At 39.3% G+C, this 14050-nt stretch carries 18 protein-coding genes, 1 tRNA gene and 1 pseudogene; 6 read left to right on the forward strand and 14 right to left on the reverse strand.

Annotated elements, in window-relative coordinates; translation table 11 throughout:
* Nucleotides 1-39: 39 nt before the first annotated feature.
* From NSQ14_RS10840 to NSQ14_RS10855, 4 genes are all read right to left on the reverse strand, one after another.
* Nucleotides 40-489, reverse strand: coding sequence for a Fur family transcriptional regulator (locus tag NSQ14_RS10840; protein WP_034770774.1), 450 nt, complete (start codon nucleotides 487-489; stop codon nucleotides 40-42).
* Nucleotides 490-629: 140 nt separating this feature from the next.
* Nucleotides 630-1265: a stage II sporulation protein M gene (gene spoIIM, locus NSQ14_RS10845; protein ID WP_095141201.1), complete on the reverse strand. Its 636-nt coding sequence runs from the start codon at nucleotides 1263-1265 to the stop codon at nucleotides 630-632.
* 279 nt (nucleotides 1266-1544) lie between these two features.
* Complete coding sequence (locus NSQ14_RS10850; protein ID WP_251245878.1) at nucleotides 1545-2711, reverse strand: endonuclease Q family protein; 1167 nt, start codon at nucleotides 2709-2711, stop codon at nucleotides 1545-1547.
* Nucleotides 2712-2713: 2 nt separating this feature from the next.
* Nucleotides 2714-3262 carry an NUDIX hydrolase gene (locus NSQ14_RS10855; RefSeq protein ID WP_041846332.1) on the reverse strand — a complete coding sequence of 183 codons (549 nt, stop codon included), beginning with the start codon at nucleotides 3260-3262 and terminating at the stop codon, nucleotides 2714-2716.
* Between the two features lie 103 nt (nucleotides 3263-3365).
* On the opposite strand from NSQ14_RS10855, the gene mciZ reads away from it, so the two are divergent.
* Nucleotides 3366-3560 (forward strand): Z-ring formation inhibitor MciZ, encoded by a 195-nt coding sequence (gene mciZ, locus NSQ14_RS18910; RefSeq protein ID WP_041847775.1) that lies wholly within the window; start codon nucleotides 3366-3368, stop codon nucleotides 3558-3560.
* A gap of 237 nt (nucleotides 3561-3797) precedes the next feature.
* A complete protein-coding gene (locus tag NSQ14_RS10865; protein WP_346199816.1) occupies nucleotides 3798-4739 on the forward strand; it encodes an aldo/keto reductase in 942 nt (313 codons plus the stop codon).
* A gap of 27 nt (nucleotides 4740-4766) precedes the next feature.
* Here NSQ14_RS10865 and NSQ14_RS10870 read toward each other — a convergent pair whose 3' ends face one another.
* Complete coding sequence (locus NSQ14_RS10870; protein WP_108898230.1) at nucleotides 4767-4994, reverse strand: YqkE family protein; 228 nt, start codon at nucleotides 4992-4994, stop codon at nucleotides 4767-4769.
* A 152-nt stretch (nucleotides 4995-5146) separates the two neighbouring features.
* On the opposite strand from NSQ14_RS10870, the gene NSQ14_RS10875 reads away from it, so the two are divergent.
* Together NSQ14_RS10875 and NSQ14_RS10880 are read left to right on the forward strand one after the other, a co-directional pair.
* The gene (locus NSQ14_RS10875; RefSeq protein ID WP_255601993.1) at nucleotides 5147-5278 is read left to right on the forward strand and encodes a hypothetical protein; all 132 of its coding nucleotides are present in this window, start codon (nucleotides 5147-5149) and stop codon (nucleotides 5276-5278) included.
* 255 nt (nucleotides 5279-5533) lie between these two features.
* Complete coding sequence (locus tag NSQ14_RS10880; protein ID WP_235369843.1) at nucleotides 5534-6451, forward strand: alpha/beta hydrolase; 918 nt, start codon at nucleotides 5534-5536, stop codon at nucleotides 6449-6451.
* A 60-nt stretch (nucleotides 6452-6511) separates the two neighbouring features.
* Here the strand turns inward: NSQ14_RS10880 and NSQ14_RS10885 are convergent, their stop codons facing one another.
* Together NSQ14_RS10885 and NSQ14_RS10890 are read right to left on the reverse strand one after the other, a co-directional pair.
* A complete protein-coding gene (locus tag NSQ14_RS10885; RefSeq protein WP_346216326.1) occupies nucleotides 6512-6667 on the reverse strand; it encodes a CPCC family cysteine-rich protein in 156 nt (51 codons plus the stop codon).
* Nucleotides 6668-6764: 97 nt separating this feature from the next.
* Nucleotides 6765-6853 (reverse strand) — tRNA-Ser (locus NSQ14_RS10890).
* A gap of 184 nt (nucleotides 6854-7037) precedes the next feature.
* Here NSQ14_RS10890 and NSQ14_RS10895 point away from each other — a divergent pair.
* A complete protein-coding gene (locus tag NSQ14_RS10895) occupies nucleotides 7038-7190 on the forward strand; it encodes a hypothetical protein (protein WP_160289665.1) in 153 nt (50 codons plus the stop codon).
* 84 nt (nucleotides 7191-7274) lie between these two features.
* On the opposite strand, the gene NSQ14_RS10900 is transcribed toward NSQ14_RS10895, so the two are convergent.
* The 4 genes from NSQ14_RS10900 to NSQ14_RS10915 form a co-directional block, all read right to left on the reverse strand.
* Nucleotides 7275-7616 carry a YolD-like family protein gene (locus NSQ14_RS10900; RefSeq protein WP_311316077.1) on the reverse strand — a complete coding sequence of 114 codons (342 nt, stop codon included), beginning with the start codon at nucleotides 7614-7616 and terminating at the stop codon, nucleotides 7275-7277.
* Between the two features lie 93 nt (nucleotides 7617-7709).
* Nucleotides 7710-8969: a DNA polymerase thumb domain-containing protein gene (locus NSQ14_RS10905; RefSeq protein ID WP_227090971.1), complete on the reverse strand. Its 1260-nt coding sequence runs from the start codon at nucleotides 8967-8969 to the stop codon at nucleotides 7710-7712.
* A gap of 395 nt (nucleotides 8970-9364) precedes the next feature.
* Nucleotides 9365-10339, reverse strand: a complete 975-nt coding sequence (locus tag NSQ14_RS10910; RefSeq protein ID WP_043988220.1) for a tRNA dihydrouridine synthase — start codon at nucleotides 10337-10339, stop codon at nucleotides 9365-9367.
* A gap of 357 nt (nucleotides 10340-10696) precedes the next feature.
* Nucleotides 10697-11134, reverse strand: a complete 438-nt coding sequence (locus NSQ14_RS10915; RefSeq protein ID WP_034770851.1) for an Rrf2 family transcriptional regulator — start codon at nucleotides 11132-11134, stop codon at nucleotides 10697-10699.
* Between the two features lie 145 nt (nucleotides 11135-11279).
* Here NSQ14_RS10915 and NSQ14_RS10920 point away from each other — a divergent pair, with 145 nt between their 5' ends.
* Nucleotides 11280-11921, forward strand: coding sequence for an NAD(P)-dependent oxidoreductase (locus NSQ14_RS10920; RefSeq protein ID WP_034770853.1), 642 nt, complete (start codon nucleotides 11280-11282; stop codon nucleotides 11919-11921).
* 83 nt (nucleotides 11922-12004) lie between these two features.
* Here the strand turns inward: NSQ14_RS10920 and NSQ14_RS10925 are convergent.
* The 3 genes and pseudogenes from NSQ14_RS10925 to hisIE form a co-directional block, all read right to left on the reverse strand.
* Nucleotides 12005-12175, reverse strand: a pseudogene (locus NSQ14_RS10925) (phenolic acid decarboxylase); the annotation flags it as partial.
* A gap of 130 nt (nucleotides 12176-12305) precedes the next feature.
* Complete coding sequence (gene hisC, locus NSQ14_RS10930) at nucleotides 12306-13367, reverse strand: histidinol-phosphate transaminase (protein WP_034770856.1); 1062 nt, start codon at nucleotides 13365-13367, stop codon at nucleotides 12306-12308.
* A 17-nt stretch (nucleotides 13368-13384) separates the two neighbouring features.
* Complete coding sequence (hisIE, locus tag NSQ14_RS10935) at nucleotides 13385-14050, reverse strand: bifunctional phosphoribosyl-AMP cyclohydrolase/phosphoribosyl-ATP diphosphatase HisIE (protein WP_041848797.1); 666 nt, start codon at nucleotides 14048-14050, stop codon at nucleotides 13385-13387.

Raw genomic sequence — 14050 nt, forward strand, 5'->3', positions numbered from 1 at the left:
AATGAGTACATTCCCATTGTTCGACTTTATAAATATAAATTAACTTTTCCCCTTTTTTTGGCAATTTTTACATATACCGTGAAAGGTGAGACGATGATCTTTTACAATAAAATTCCACTTTTCCTCTACAATCGCTTCAACATCATCAAGTAAATCTTCCTGTATCTCTTCTACTGAACCACATTCAATACATACAAGATGATGATGGAAATGGGCTGCCCCTTCTTTTCGTAAATCATAACGGGAAACGCCATCGCCGAAATTAATCTTATCAACTACCTTTAATTCCGTTAATAATTCTAACGTACGATAAACTGTCGCAAGTCCGATCTCAGGTGACTTTTCTTTAACGAGGAGGTAAACGTCTTCTGCACTTAAGTGATCCTCTTCATTTTCCAGCAATACCCGGACAGTTGCTTCTCTTTGTGGAGTTAATTTATAGCTTGATGTGTGCAACATCTTTTTTATTTTCTCAAGGCGATTTTCCATACATATTGCCCCTCCCTCGCCAATGTATACTCATTATATCAAAAGATGAGAGAGTTGCAAACTAAAATAATTATAAATTGTAATTTATAATCATTATTAATTGATAATCAATTGATGACACCTGTTTCACTAAAAACATATTACAGGGATAATAGGCTTCTCATTAAATACGGCGTAAAATAACCCTCTACAAAAGCAGCCAAACCTAAAAGGAGAATTGCTGCGCCAAAGAACATGCAGTATTTGACTAACATTGGGGCAATCGGCTGGTAAATGGATTTTACAAATAATTTTTTTATTAATTGTAAAGCAAACGAAACGGAAATAACCGCAACAACGATAAATACCGGGATAATAATTAAATTTTGCGGCAATACGGAAACAAATGATAACAAAAATCCTTTCCAACCCATTTGCTGGACAAAAAATCCGATTGTAAAACCGATGACCATGCCTTTAAGAAATAACAGCAAAAGAATAATTGGCAGACCAATCATCGTAATACCTAAAATCCACATCAGCCCGACATATTTGCTGTTATAGCTTAATGAATGTAAAAAAATTTCTTTTGGTGCTAAAACTTCTCCTGATTTCAGCTGGGAGAAAAATTCATTGATAAAGTAAAATAAATCATCTTTTTGAGTCGTGCTCAAACTATTAACAACAATTGCACCAAAAATAACGCCCATAATGAGTAACACGGTATGAAAAATATAAAACGAGGAATATTGTTCAATATGATTTGTTATAAAATTGGACCGCCACCGCTTCTTCATTCTTCTTCCTCCTTCAAAACACTTACTAGATTGTATGAAGGAGGCAAAGGAAGTATTCAAAATTTGATAGAGTATTTTTTTCAAGTAAAATGGTGGAATATTATGAAGACCGTGACGCGGCGATGTTCGAAATATTTCAGCCGCATATTAAACGACAACTCCGGGTTCGTTAACAAATAATTTTTTCGAAACTCGGCTATTAACGGTTGAAAAAATATTTCCCCTTACTCTACTTTTATTTTTACCGTAACGAACAATCATCGGTTGAAAAAGAAGTCCTTACTCCACCTTTATTTTCCCGTAACGACCTCCGCCACCGGCATGTAAAGACAATGTTCCTTCTCTGGCTTTTAATATCAATTGAGCCGTTTTTTCCGGAAGTATTTCTCGTAATTCTTCTAAAGTTGCATCGTGAATGATAACCATTTCGGTACCAAATTTTTTCAGTAATTTTTTTAACGTTTTGGGACCAATTCCGGGTAAAAACTCCAATGGTACTTGATGTATGTACGGCGGCCGGTCGGGATAGCTCTCTGCATCAGATAATTCTTTAATCCGATCGGCCACCCCTTTTGTCACATTTTTGGAGCCGCAATTCGGGCACTGATCGATGCCGGGTTTTACCGGGGTCAGACATTTGGGGCAAGTTGTCTCATGATATTTTCCTAAGAGCGGATCCAGACCGTAATTTGCTAATATTTTTCGTCCGTCTCTAGCAGTTAATGCCTTCTCAAACTCAGAAAAACTCGGATGATCCAATAACAAGGCTTGATACTCCCTTGCGATTTTCGGCAAGGAATGTGCATCGGAATTCGTCACATATGAATAACGATGCAATTGACTTAAGTGATCGGCCATTTCCGTATCACTGCTTAATCCCAGTTCAATCGCATCGATAAGCTCAGGGTCAAATACTTGATCCAGTCGTTGTTTTACACCCTTGCCAAATAAACTTTTAAACGGTGTAAAAACATGTGCGGGAATGAACAAGCCGCCGAGTTCTTTTACTTTTTTTTGCAATTCCCGGCCCTGTGTATAAACCCGCTGTGAACTGAGATGGATATTTTTTAATTGTGTCGTTAACCAACTTGAGAAATCTTTCAATTTTTCTATACTTGGCAAAAAACAGAGCACATGGATCGGGCCATCACATGACAGATCATAGATTTCCAACTCACTGCCGGGAATTAACGTCGTTTTCCCTTGAAATAGCAGACCACCGTCTTCCATCGGTTGCAAATCCCCGATTTCAATGAGAGCTTCCATTTCTTCTATCACTTCGGGGGAGTGGCAGTCAATAACGCCGACCATATCAATTCCCTTTAAATTTTTTGCCACATATAAAATATTCGATAATGTTAAAGTTTTAGACCCGGTAATTTTGACGGCACGACCGGTTTCCGTCCTTCCGATATGAATATGCATATCAGCAAAATAACGCTTCATTCTTATCTCTCCATTGTTTTTATAAGTTGCCAATACTGAACGGCATAAATCGATTTCGCATCATAAATTTTTTGTTCCTTGATTAATTGCTGCACTTCTTCATAAGATACTTCAAGCAGGTTGACAAATTCATCATCATCTAAGTGAAGATGACTATTTTTTTTCAATCCTTTTGCCAGGAAAATATGCAGCAGTTCATCGCTGAAACCCGGTGATGTATAAAATGACGTGACATGTTCAATTTGCTCACATGTGTAGCCGGTTTCTTCTCCCAATTCTCTCTTGGCACACTCGATCGGATCTTCACCTTTTTCCAATTTCCCGGCAGGAATCTCGATAAGTGAACGTTCTAAAGGTTTCCGAAATTGCTCAACCATTATCATTTTATCTTCATCCGTAATGGCGATGACAGCTACCGCCCCCGGGTGTTCGACGATTTCCCTTGTACTTGTATTCCCATTCGGCAATTTCACTTCATCGACATGCAGGGAAATAATTTTCCCTTCAAATATCGTTTCCCGTTTTATCGTTTTTTCTTCATATGTATTCATCTTTTTTCCTCCAGTTCTTTTCAAACAGTATCTTTCATATAGTTTAGCATAGTTTTATTTCTGTGGAAGAAAAATAAACAGACAAAACTAAGAGGTGGTGCAGATGAAAAGAGTAGTTTTATCAGGAAAAATATGGGAAGTTCGTAATTTGCTAAAAGTATATGGTAAAAGATACACATATGTTACTGAATGGATTGACGGAATGGAAAGCAATGGGGAACGCCGGGATTCGGAAGTAACTTATGCGACCATTTATCCGTTTCCAAAAAAACCGATGATGGAAGGTGAAAGAATATAAGATGAACCTTCCATCCGTGGGGGTTTTCTTATCCCCGGATCGTTAGTTGAACCAATCGGATACATACGGGCAGTTCATCCCTACCTTTCTTTTTTGAAAAATTAATAAGGTGGGATAAGGTGAAACTTCCATTTCTTTTTTCACTTTTATTTGTCCTTCCGGTGGTAAAACTCTTTGGCTGTTCTTTTTTTCTCAATCATATTAAAATGGAAAAAAAGAATAGAAAGGTTGATGGGATTGGAAAAATGTTTACTAGGTAAATCTGATTTGGCTGTTTCAAGAATTGCACTTGGCTGCATGTCTTTAGGTACAGATCAAACAAAAGCTCAAGAGATTATTCAAACTGCACTTGATGCCGGCATTAATTATTTTGATACGGCCGATTTATATGATTACGGGGTAAATGAACAAATTATCGGAAAAGCACTTGCACCGGTTCGTGATCAAGTAATTATTGCAACAAAGGTTGGTAACCGGTGGAATGATGACAAAAACGGCTGGTATTGGGATGCGTCGAAAACATACATAAAAGAGGCAGTAAAACAAAGTTTACAGAGACTTGGCACCGATTATATCGATTTGTATCAATTACATGGCGGGACAATGGAAGACCGAATCGACGAAACGATTGAGGCCTTTGAAGAATTAGTAGAAGAAGGAATTATCCGTTATTACGGTATTTCTTCCATCCGGCCAACCGTGATTAAAGCGTACGCTGAACGTTCGAATATTGTCTCTTGTATGATGCAATACAGCATATTGGACCGGCGTCCGGAAGAAGAGGCATTCCCGTTATTGGAAAAGCACGGCATAAGTGTTGTAGCCCGCGGACCATTGGCACGAGGTCTGTTAAGCGATGCACTTCTTAATAAAGCTTCCGAATCAGTAAAACAAAACGGGTATGTAAATTATCGTTACCAAGAATTAAAAGAGTTGCTCCCTCTATTGAAAGAGAAATTGACGACTGGACGGGGAATGACTGCGGCAAGCTTACAATTCGTGTTAGCTCAACCGGTTGTTGCAGCCTGTGTCGTCGGGGCGAGCTCTGTCGGGCAATTGGTAGAAAACGTACGAGCTCTCGAACAACCGGCTTTGACCGAGGAAGAACTACACTTTATTAGAAAACTTACCAAATCGAACGGCTATGAACAGCATCGGTTAAGTGAGAAAACTCGGTGAGTGCCGAGTTTTCTTATTAGAAGTTCTTTATTTAAACTTCCGCCAGTCAAGATCACTTTCTTTTAGCAATTCCTCAAAGGATTTATTTTTCTCGCGTTTTTTTCTTTCTTCCCGTTTTTTCTGTTCTGCTTCTGCTTTTTGTTTTTGCTCTTGTTCCTCTAACTCTTTCTTTGTTTCTTTCAATTTTTTCAGCAAGTCTTCACCAAGCGCATCTTTTATGGTCAGTGCTTTATCTTCTTGTTGTTTCTTTTTCATCGTTTGGAACTCCCCCTGCAATTTATTTTCATTCGAAACTATTTTTTGCGTAAATTATTTACTTTGATTTTACCAAAAAATTGTCACGTTGAATAAATTTTTCGGTTTTTCCTTAAAATACGGATGAGTCTTTTTCGGAAAGGAGAATTTTGATGAGTAAGAAAAAGGATAAAGGATACAGCCAAAAAGGAAAGCCCAATGCAGATACCGTAAAACAGCAAATGGCAGCTGAAGATTTAGAAAACGCCATTCACCCGACAAAACGACAAAATACACCGCAATAATGTCTTTTACGGAGACCATCAAACAGATTCTTTTCCGGTCTCCGTTATTATTTTCGCAAAACCATCACCAAGTCCCCCCCATAATCGTCACTCATACATTCGCATAATTGAATTGAAAAATCACTTAATTTTCACTGAAAATTCCTTTTAAAATTAAAAAATGAGGCTTAAAATAGAGGGGATAATAATTTTGCCAATGAAATTGACATACGCAACTTTAAGGCGATGATGTTTACTTTCCATGGAGGGGTTAGTGTGAAAAAAAGACATATTTTAGGCCTTAGCGCCATACTAGGAACAACGGTTGCTTCTGTAGGGACCTACTTTTCGGAACGGGTACTACATATTAAGAAAAAAGACGAGCAAGCGATTATTGACCGAGATACGAAACTAAAACATATTGATCCGGACAAATTTTCATCTTTGCCGAAACAGGAAGTGAGCATTCCTTCCCCAAATGGTTATGAAATTAGTGCAATGGTGATTCGGCCGTATGATTCAAAGCGATTCGTCATTTTCAGCCACGGGGTTACGGAAAGCAAAATGAGTTCTCTCAAATATGTGAATCTTTTTCTGAACCGGGGATTTAATGCTGTGATTTATGATCAACGACGGCATGGAAAAACCGGTGGAGACACGACCAGTTACGGATACTATGAAAAATTCGATTTACAAGCAGTGGTCGATTGGCTTTTTATTGAGGAAGGGGAAGACCTTCTTTTAGGAATTCACGGAGAATCCATGGGTGCCGCAACTACTTTATTGTATGCCGGGGAACTGAACGGCCGGGCGCATTTTTATATTGTTGACTGTCCATTTTCTGACTTAGAGGAACTCCTTACCTATCAAACAAAATGTGAATTTAAGTACATGCCTTCAAAATTGATTCTTCCTATTGGAAATATGTTTGTCAAGGTTCGCGGTGGATTTTCACTGAATGATGTTTCACCGATTGCTGTCGTTAATCGTATTAAACAGCCGGTCCTTTTTATTCATAGTGAAAAAGATGACTATATTTTGCCGTATATGACGAAGGATTTATATGAGCAGAAAAAAGGAGAGAAAATGTTGTTTATGGCGAAAAACGGCGGTCATGCCCAGTCGCTCAATGAAAACCGGGAAGACTATGAAAAAGCAATCGACCAGTTTTTAGAGAAATATGTAAATTTGTAGTCTATAAAGAAAAGCACCTAACTTTTAAATAAGTTACGTGCTTTTACCAATTATTTTTTTTTATGCCTCTTTTGCCGCTTTTAATGTTATCTTATTCGGTCCTTGTGGATCAGATTCTTTCTCTCCAGGTCCACTATTTTGCCATCCGCAATGGTCACAGATATCGAAAATTTCAACCTTTTGACCACATACCGGGCAGTCAATTATCTTAATCATCCTATTTCACCTTATTTCTTAACATAGAACAAAAACGACCACAAAAGCAGTCGTATCAATTGTTTCTTTCATATTAAAAGATTTCAGGATACAAAAACGGAGAAGGTGGGATTCGAACCCACGCGACGGTCACCCGCCCTAACGCATTTCGAGTGCGTCCCCTTATAACCACTTGGGTACTTCTCCAAATAATTAACAACATATGATATTATATAGGAAAATCACTTGCTTGTCACTATTTTTCAAAAAAAAATTTTGCCAGCCGTTGTCAAAAAATAAAACAATTCATCGCAATAAAAGGGAAACAATGTTAAACTATAGTTAGATATGCTTCTTATCATATTTCTTTCTATTTACGGGAGGACTTTAGATGAAATTACTAAAATTAATACTTCTATTTTTCCTAGCCATTTTCCTTATTAAAATTATGTTTAAACTTGTTTTTGGCATGATTTCTTTTCTATTTACAGCAGTGATATTCATCGTTTTCTTATATATTGGCTGGCGGATTTTAAAAAGCTAAACGATATCTATTCAATGGTTGCCTAGCATTAAGGAGAATCGAGCACTTCCTTTGGCTCTTATCTCCTTTTTTTTGATTAACAAGTCATTCCATATATTCGATGGCAGTAATCGCCGCCAGTGGGATGGAATGGATATCTCCTTCTTCATTTACCACTTGTATATCGTTTTGGAGGGTGTCAAACGAGCGGATATTTCCGTTGATTGTCTTGTAATGATGTCCGACATAATATTGAATGGTCACCTTTCTATTCATTGCTTTGGCCACTTGTACCTTTTCATTAAATTCTTCCAATTGTTGTTCATCCAATTCCTTTGGTGATTCCCACAAATCCTCTTCTGCCCAATCACGCAACATTTTGACATGCTCCGGCAGCATCATTGCCGTCCATTTGATTCGTCCGCGATCGCGAATCATCTTCATCATCCCTTTCCCGCTTAATGATACAGTAAATACTATAAAGCAGGTCTATCCGATCTTTATAATCAGGTGTCTCGTCGGTACATTTTCCAAAAATGATTACGCTTTATGCCCGCCGACAAGTTTCGCCCTTCTCCGTGCTGTTCCCCCTTCCGTATAGGAAACTGCTCTAAGCAGGGAGGCAGAACCAAACCGTTGACGAATTCTGTCCACGGTATAACCTAATTTCTTTTTCTTCCATAAATTTGGATCAAATAAATCGAGCTGAATGCTTTCATCCGGGACAATATTGGACAAAGCAATGGAAATTTGCCGTACCGTTCGCCCGTCATAATGCTTGTTAAAAAGCTCCAAACAAACCCGGTACAGATCCATTGTAATATTCGTCGGTGTTTCAACCGTTTTCGACCGATAAAATCCGCCGCCTAATTCTTCATGACTGTAACCAATACCAAGGCTGATTGTCCGTCCCGCATATTTTCCTGTCCGCGCCCGCCTTGCTACTTCTTCGCACATTTCTAAGATGACATGCTTGATTTCGGTTATGTTTTTATAATCGCGCAACAAAATTTGACTTTTGCCGAAACTGACTTGACCGTCCATGATCGGCGCCCCGATTTCTGATAGATCGACTCCCCAGGCGTGGTAATAAAGCTGATTCCCCATAATGCCAAATTTCTTTTCTAATTTTTCCAAGTCATAATGAGCCAATTGCCCGACTGAAAAAATCCCCATATTATTTAATGTTTTTTCGAGACGGCTGCCAATTCCCCACATTTTTTTCAAGGGTGAGACAGGCCATAACTTTTTTGGTATATCTTCATATGTCCAGTGGGCAATCCCGGATGTTTTCGCATCCAAATCCAGGGCCAGTTTTGCCATGAGCATATTGGGGCCGATTCCAATCGCACAAGTCAGCTGGAATTCTCGCATCAAATCGTCTTTTATCTTTTCGGCAATCTGTCTGACTCCACCCCATAAATGTGCCGTTCCATCAACCTTAATAAAACTCTCATCGACACTGTAAACATGAATAGCTTCTTTTGGCACATAACGATTGAACAGTCGAGTGATTTCCGTTGATACCCGCAAATAAGTCGCCATTTGCGGCTCAACAATTTCTATCCGTGGATCATTTGGCACTTCAAACAAGCGGGATCCTGTTTGAATCCCAAACTCTTTTTTCATCTGCGGGGAGGCAGCCAACACAACACTTCCTTCCCGTTGTTTATCACCGACAACGACCAAATAGCATTCGAGCGGATCAAGCCCATACATCACTGCTGAACAACTGGCATAAAAACTCTTAATATCAACACACAAAATATGTTGATCCGGCAAACGGCTATAATCCACCATTTTACCATCTCCTTCAAAACCCGGGGCACAATTACAAACGTATGTTTGAAATAAGTATATGCATCATTTTATAAGAATATAAGTTCGTTTTCAATAACAATTTTTTCCAATATCCTCATTGGCAAACTAATATTAAGACAAGCGTTTGCAGGGTATTGTATGGACGAGCAGGTTCGTGAAAAGATAGAAAAAAGAGTGTACATAACAAGAGAAATCTACCCTGACTTTTGCCAAACAAATGGCCAAGAAAAGTAAAAAAAAGCCGGACCCATTCATGGACCCAGCCTTAGTTTGTACTTCTATTAAATTAGGGCGGATAGTAATCCGGATGCAGCATTTTTTTCCTGATCTGCCCCGGGCTACTGTCGGCTCGTCTTTGCCCCCCACGTCACGTTTTACTGAAACAATGGAACTCTTTCTTCCCAGGCATTAAGCAATGCGCGGACTTCCTCGGTAGATTTTGTGTTCATCAATTGATTTCTCAATTCACCGGCACCATTAAACCCTTTGACATAAATCTTAAAAAAGCGATGAAGAGGTTTGAAAGAACGCGGTTCTAATTCCGAGTATTTATCAAAGAGATCCAAATGCAACCTTAACAGATCCAACAATTCCTTACTGCTATGTTCTTTCGGCTCTTTTTCAAAAGCAAATGGGTTTTTAAAAACACCGCGGCCAATCATAACTCCGTCAACACCATATTGACCGGCAAGCTTCAAACCGGTTTGCCGGTCGGGAATATCCCCGTTGATTGTCAAAAGTGTGTCTGGTGCCACCTCATCACGAAGTTTCTTAATCTCCGGAATCAGTTCCCAATGGGCATCTACTTTGCTCATTTCCTTTCTTGTACGCAGATGAATAGAAAGATTCACAATGTCTTGTTTCAATACATGTGTCAGCCAGTCCCGCCACTCGTCCACATCAGTGTAGCCAAGCCTTGTCTTTACACTTACAGGTAATCCTCCTGCTTTTGCGGCTTGGATGATATCACTAGCGACTTCCGGACGACGAATCAGACCGCTTCCTTTCCCTTTGGATGCCACATTCGGTACCGGACAGCCCATATTAATATCCACACCACTAAACCCAAGCTTTGCCACACCGATACTCGTTTGCCGAAAATATTCCGGCTTATCCCCCCATATATGGGCCACAATCGGCTGTTCATCTTCTGTAAATGTCAAGCGCCCGCGCACACTCATGTTTCCCTCAGGGTGACAAAAACTTTCCGTGTTGGTAAACTCTGTAAAAAACACATCCGGTCTGGCGGCATTACTTATGACATGACGAAAAACAACATCCGTCACATCTTCCATTGGTGCAAGTATAAAAAATGGCCGTGGTAGTTCACGCCAAAAGTTATTTTTCATTTTTCATTTCACATCCTATCATATGAAATAACAGGTCAAACATTTATTTCAAATAAAAAACAAAAATATGCCTTTTACACTTATATCATGCTTCTGCCCTTTTTATCAAACGATAGTATATTTTGAACATTCCCATTTAAAATTGAGTTTATCTTGAATGCGAGTATACGGCTTTCTGCTTCGATTTTTGCATCACCGAGAGTATTCTATAGATAAGACAAACTTGAAAAGTATGACTAACAGGTTAATCTTCTCAATATGGCATTAAACCATTATAAATTCTTTTAATGAGAAATATCGGATACTTACAGAGCACGATGAAGAATGAAAAAAGACATTCGATTTGGAATGTCTTTTTTAACAAATAATGTTCTCTTTTTTGGAAATATCTTTTACCACATCTTCCAATGTCACGTTCTCTAAAACTTTCTCCATTGCGATCTGGGATGCTTCAAATATCGGTTCAATTGTATCTTGAATATTTCTTCCCACAGGACATTTCGGATTAGGATTCTGATGGATGCTAAATAACGCCCTGTCCTGGACAACATTCACCGCCTTATAGACATCAAGCAGTGTAATGTCGGACAGGTCTTTTGCCAGTTTTGCCCCCGCTTTTCCCGGATGCACTTCTACTAAACCGGATTTTTTCAACATTCCCATGATTTTCCGGATGACAACAGGATTTGTATTGACACTCTCGGCTAAAAATTCGGAAGAACTCACGCCATCTTTATTCATTTCAATTAAAACCAATATATGAATCCCGACAGCAAAACGGCTGCTGATTGACATTTTAGTCACTCTCCTCATGTAATTCATATGATTACAAGTATAGTATAACTTAAATCAAAAATAAATAGCATTGACATTTTCATCACTTGTAATTATAATGATTACATGTAACAAAACAAATTACATATCTTAGGAGGAATGCCATATGAAAATTGGAATCATTGGTGCCAGCGGAAAAGCAGGCAGCCTTATTCTTCAGGAGGCTGTTGAAAGAGGCCATGAAGTGACAGCAATTGTCCGGGATGCCTCGAAAATTCAAAACAAACAGGTTCATGTGGTTGAAAAAAATATTTTCGATATCAAATCCGAAGATCTTCAAAAATATGATGTTGTCGTTAATGCATTTGGTGCTGCTCCCGGTCAGGAACATCAACATGTGGAAGCCGGCCGGGTTTTAATCGAAGCTTTAAAGGCAGCTCCCAACACACGCCTTATCGTTGTTGGCGGTGCCGGCAGCCTATTTACGGATGAATCAAAAACCGTTCGTGTCATGGATACACCTGATTTTCCCGCTGCATTCCTGCCAACTGCGAAAAACCAGGGGCAGAATTTAGAAGATCTGCAGCATTCCACCGGTATCCAATGGACATTTGTAAGTCCAGCCGGGTTCTTTGATCCGGCAGGTAAACGAACCGGCTCCTACAAAAAAGGCGGAGATGTACTTACTTTGAATTCAAAAGGGGAGAGTTACATCAGCTATGCAGATTTCGCGATTGCGATCCTAGATGAAATTGAAAATCCACAGCACAAAAACGAACGTTTTTCTGTTGTCGGCGAAGCGGAATAACAGCAGCAGTCAGAAGAAAACCAACCTTTCAAAGCGAAAGGCTGGTTTTTTCCAACTTTTTTCGTGTAATTTGTTTATGTTGCTTATGAAAATTTTAGTTTTCCTGAGCGGATGTCATCGACCATTGTTGAATACGGTGCCTCTAAAATGACTTTTTCGTTATTCATCCCTTCATTCTGGATATAAGTTATATCCGCGAATTCAGGAACCACATATTTCGGGTAAGTTTCCTATTTTTCGCGGGATTCTTCCATTGGTAATGATAAACAGGCAGTAGCGGGAGCTTATAAGTCGAATTTAAAGCACTCACGGACAGCCTCTTTTACCAACAAAAAATTTGAGTTCAGTTAGCTTGGTGAACACTTAATCCCTTTGCACCATCCGTTAGGACAATATACCTGTCGCCAATTCCTCCATCAGACGATTCATCTCTTCATCCGTGCCAATCGTCACACGCAAAAACTGATCAATTCGCGATTTATTGAAGTAACGTACATAAATCCCTTTCTCTTTCAACGTTTCAAAGATTTGTTTCGCATCTACCCGTCCATGTTTCATAAAAAGGAAGTTCGCCTGTGAATCCAATACCGTGAAATTCAATTGCCTCAGCTCGCCGATTACACGATGACGAGTTTCTATAATTTTTGACCGCGTTTCTTCAAAATATGCTGTATCTTCAATGGCCGCTTTCGCCCCGACCAATGCCAGGCGATCCAATGTATAAGAATTAAATGAATTTTTAATCCGGTTCAGTCCCTCAATTAATTGCTCGTTACCGAATGCAAAGCCGACACGGAGGCCCGCAAGTGATCGGGATTTCGATAATGTTTGGATAACAAGCAAATTTTCATAACGTCGGGTTAAAGGCACAGCAGACTCTCCGCCAAAATCAATATACGCTTCATCAACCATAACCACTTTGTCAGGATTGTTTTGCAAGATTTTTTCTATTTGTTCCAACCCTAAACCAATACTTGTCGGCGCATTCGGATTGGGAAAAATGACGCCGCCTTCCGCATGAAAAAATTGCTCAACCGGAATCGTGAAATCTTCATTCAATGGTACTTCTTTATAGTCAAGACGATACAAATTTGCATAGACCGGATAAAAACTGTATGTGATATCCGGAAACAAAATTTGCTCGCCCTGATTGAAGAAAGCCAAAAAGGAAAAGGCAAGCACTTCATCGGAGCCGTTACCGATAAACACCTGACTTTTTGCCACGTCGTATGCCTTTGCAATTGCCTCACATAACTCATCAGCAGTCGGATCGGGATACAAGCGCAGATTTCCATCGACCGCTCCTTTTAACGCTGCCAGAACTTTCGGCGACGGGGGATACGGATTTTCGTTTGTATTTAATTTAATCATATTTTTCACTTTTGGTTGTTCACCCGGCACATAAGGTTCCGTCAGCCGGGTTACCTCGCTCCAAAATTTACTCAACACAAGTCCCCCTTCCCTTACATCGGCAAAATTTTGTCTTTACCCTTTTGTTGCTTTTTCGTCATCCGTTTCATTAGTTCCTTTTTCAATTCTTCTATTCGAATATCCTTTTCAATCATTAACACTAACGAATGATAGATGAGGTCGGCTAATTCAAAAATCAATTCTTCACGGTCCGGATTTTTCGCGCCTATAATCACTTCGGTTGTCTCCTCACCGATTTTCTTTAAAATCTTATCCAACCCTTTTTCAAATAAGTAGTTCGTATAAGAACCTTCAACCGGATTTAATTTACGGTCTTGCAAAAATTGGTATAGCTCCGTAACGATTTCCCGGTTGTAGTCTGCAAATGGATCTTGTGAGTAAACTTCATTATGAAAACAGCTGGCCTCTCCGGTATGACAGGCAACACCAAGTTGTTCTACTTCTACTAAAACCGCATCTCCATCACAATCATAGGACATTCTTTTAACCTGTTGAAAATGACCGGATGTTGCACCTTTATTCCAAAGTTCGTTTCGACTGCGGCTATAAAACCAAGTGGTCCCTGTCTCCAATGTTTTTTCCAATGATTGTTTATTCATATAAGCAAGCATAAGTACTTTTCCGCTGTAGCAATCTTGAACAATCGCGGGAACAAACCCTTTTTCATCAAATTTGATTTGATCGGTATTAAATTCCAT

Origin of the sequence: Caldifermentibacillus hisashii, assembly GCF_039654145.1 — a bacterium.
In the GTDB taxonomy this organism is placed as follows: domain Bacteria; phylum Bacillota; class Bacilli; order Bacillales; family Caldibacillaceae; genus Caldifermentibacillus; species Caldifermentibacillus hisashii.

Excerpts from the sequence above, each read along its gene's own strand:
- NSQ14_RS10905 (WP_227090971.1), bottom strand. The coding sequence starts at position 8,969 with ATGGTGGATTATAGCCGTTTGCCGGATCAACATATTTTGTGTGTTGAT.
- spoIIM (WP_095141201.1), bottom strand. The coding sequence starts at position 1,265 with ATGAAGAAGCGGTGGCGGTCCAATTTTATAACAAATCATATTGAACAA.
- NSQ14_RS10915 (WP_034770851.1), bottom strand. The coding sequence starts at position 11,134 with ATGTCAATCAGCAGCCGTTTTGCTGTCGGGATTCATATATTGGTTTTA.
- NSQ14_RS10920 (WP_034770853.1), top strand. The coding sequence starts at position 11,280 with ATGAAAATTGGAATCATTGGTGCCAGCGGAAAAGCAGGCAGCCTTATT.
- NSQ14_RS10840 (WP_034770774.1), bottom strand. The coding sequence starts at position 489 with ATGGAAAATCGCCTTGAGAAAATAAAAAAGATGTTGCACACATCAAGC.
- NSQ14_RS10900 (WP_311316077.1), bottom strand. The coding sequence starts at position 7,616 with ATGATGAAGATGATTCGCGATCGCGGACGAATCAAATGGACGGCAATG.
- NSQ14_RS10895 (WP_160289665.1), top strand. The coding sequence starts at position 7,038 with ATGAAATTACTAAAATTAATACTTCTATTTTTCCTAGCCATTTTCCTT.
- hisIE (WP_041848797.1), bottom strand. The coding sequence starts at position 14,050 with ATGGAATTTAATACCGATCAAATCAAATTTGATGAAAAAGGGTTTGTT.
- NSQ14_RS10850 (WP_251245878.1), bottom strand. The coding sequence starts at position 2,711 with ATGAAGCGTTATTTTGCTGATATGCATATTCATATCGGAAGGACGGAA.
- NSQ14_RS10910 (WP_043988220.1), bottom strand. The coding sequence starts at position 10,339 with ATGAAAAATAACTTTTGGCGTGAACTACCACGGCCATTTTTTATACTT.
- mciZ (WP_041847775.1), top strand. The coding sequence starts at position 3,366 with ATGAAAAGAGTAGTTTTATCAGGAAAAATATGGGAAGTTCGTAATTTG.
- NSQ14_RS10875 (WP_255601993.1), top strand. The coding sequence starts at position 5,147 with ATGAGTAAGAAAAAGGATAAAGGATACAGCCAAAAAGGAAAGCCCAAT.
- NSQ14_RS10855 (WP_041846332.1), bottom strand. The coding sequence starts at position 3,262 with ATGAATACATATGAAGAAAAAACGATAAAACGGGAAACGATATTTGAA.
- NSQ14_RS10870 (WP_108898230.1), bottom strand. The coding sequence starts at position 4,994 with ATGAAAAAGAAACAACAAGAAGATAAAGCACTGACCATAAAAGATGCG.
- NSQ14_RS10885 (WP_346216326.1), bottom strand. The coding sequence starts at position 6,667 with ATGATTAAGATAATTGACTGCCCGGTATGTGGTCAAAAGGTTGAAATT.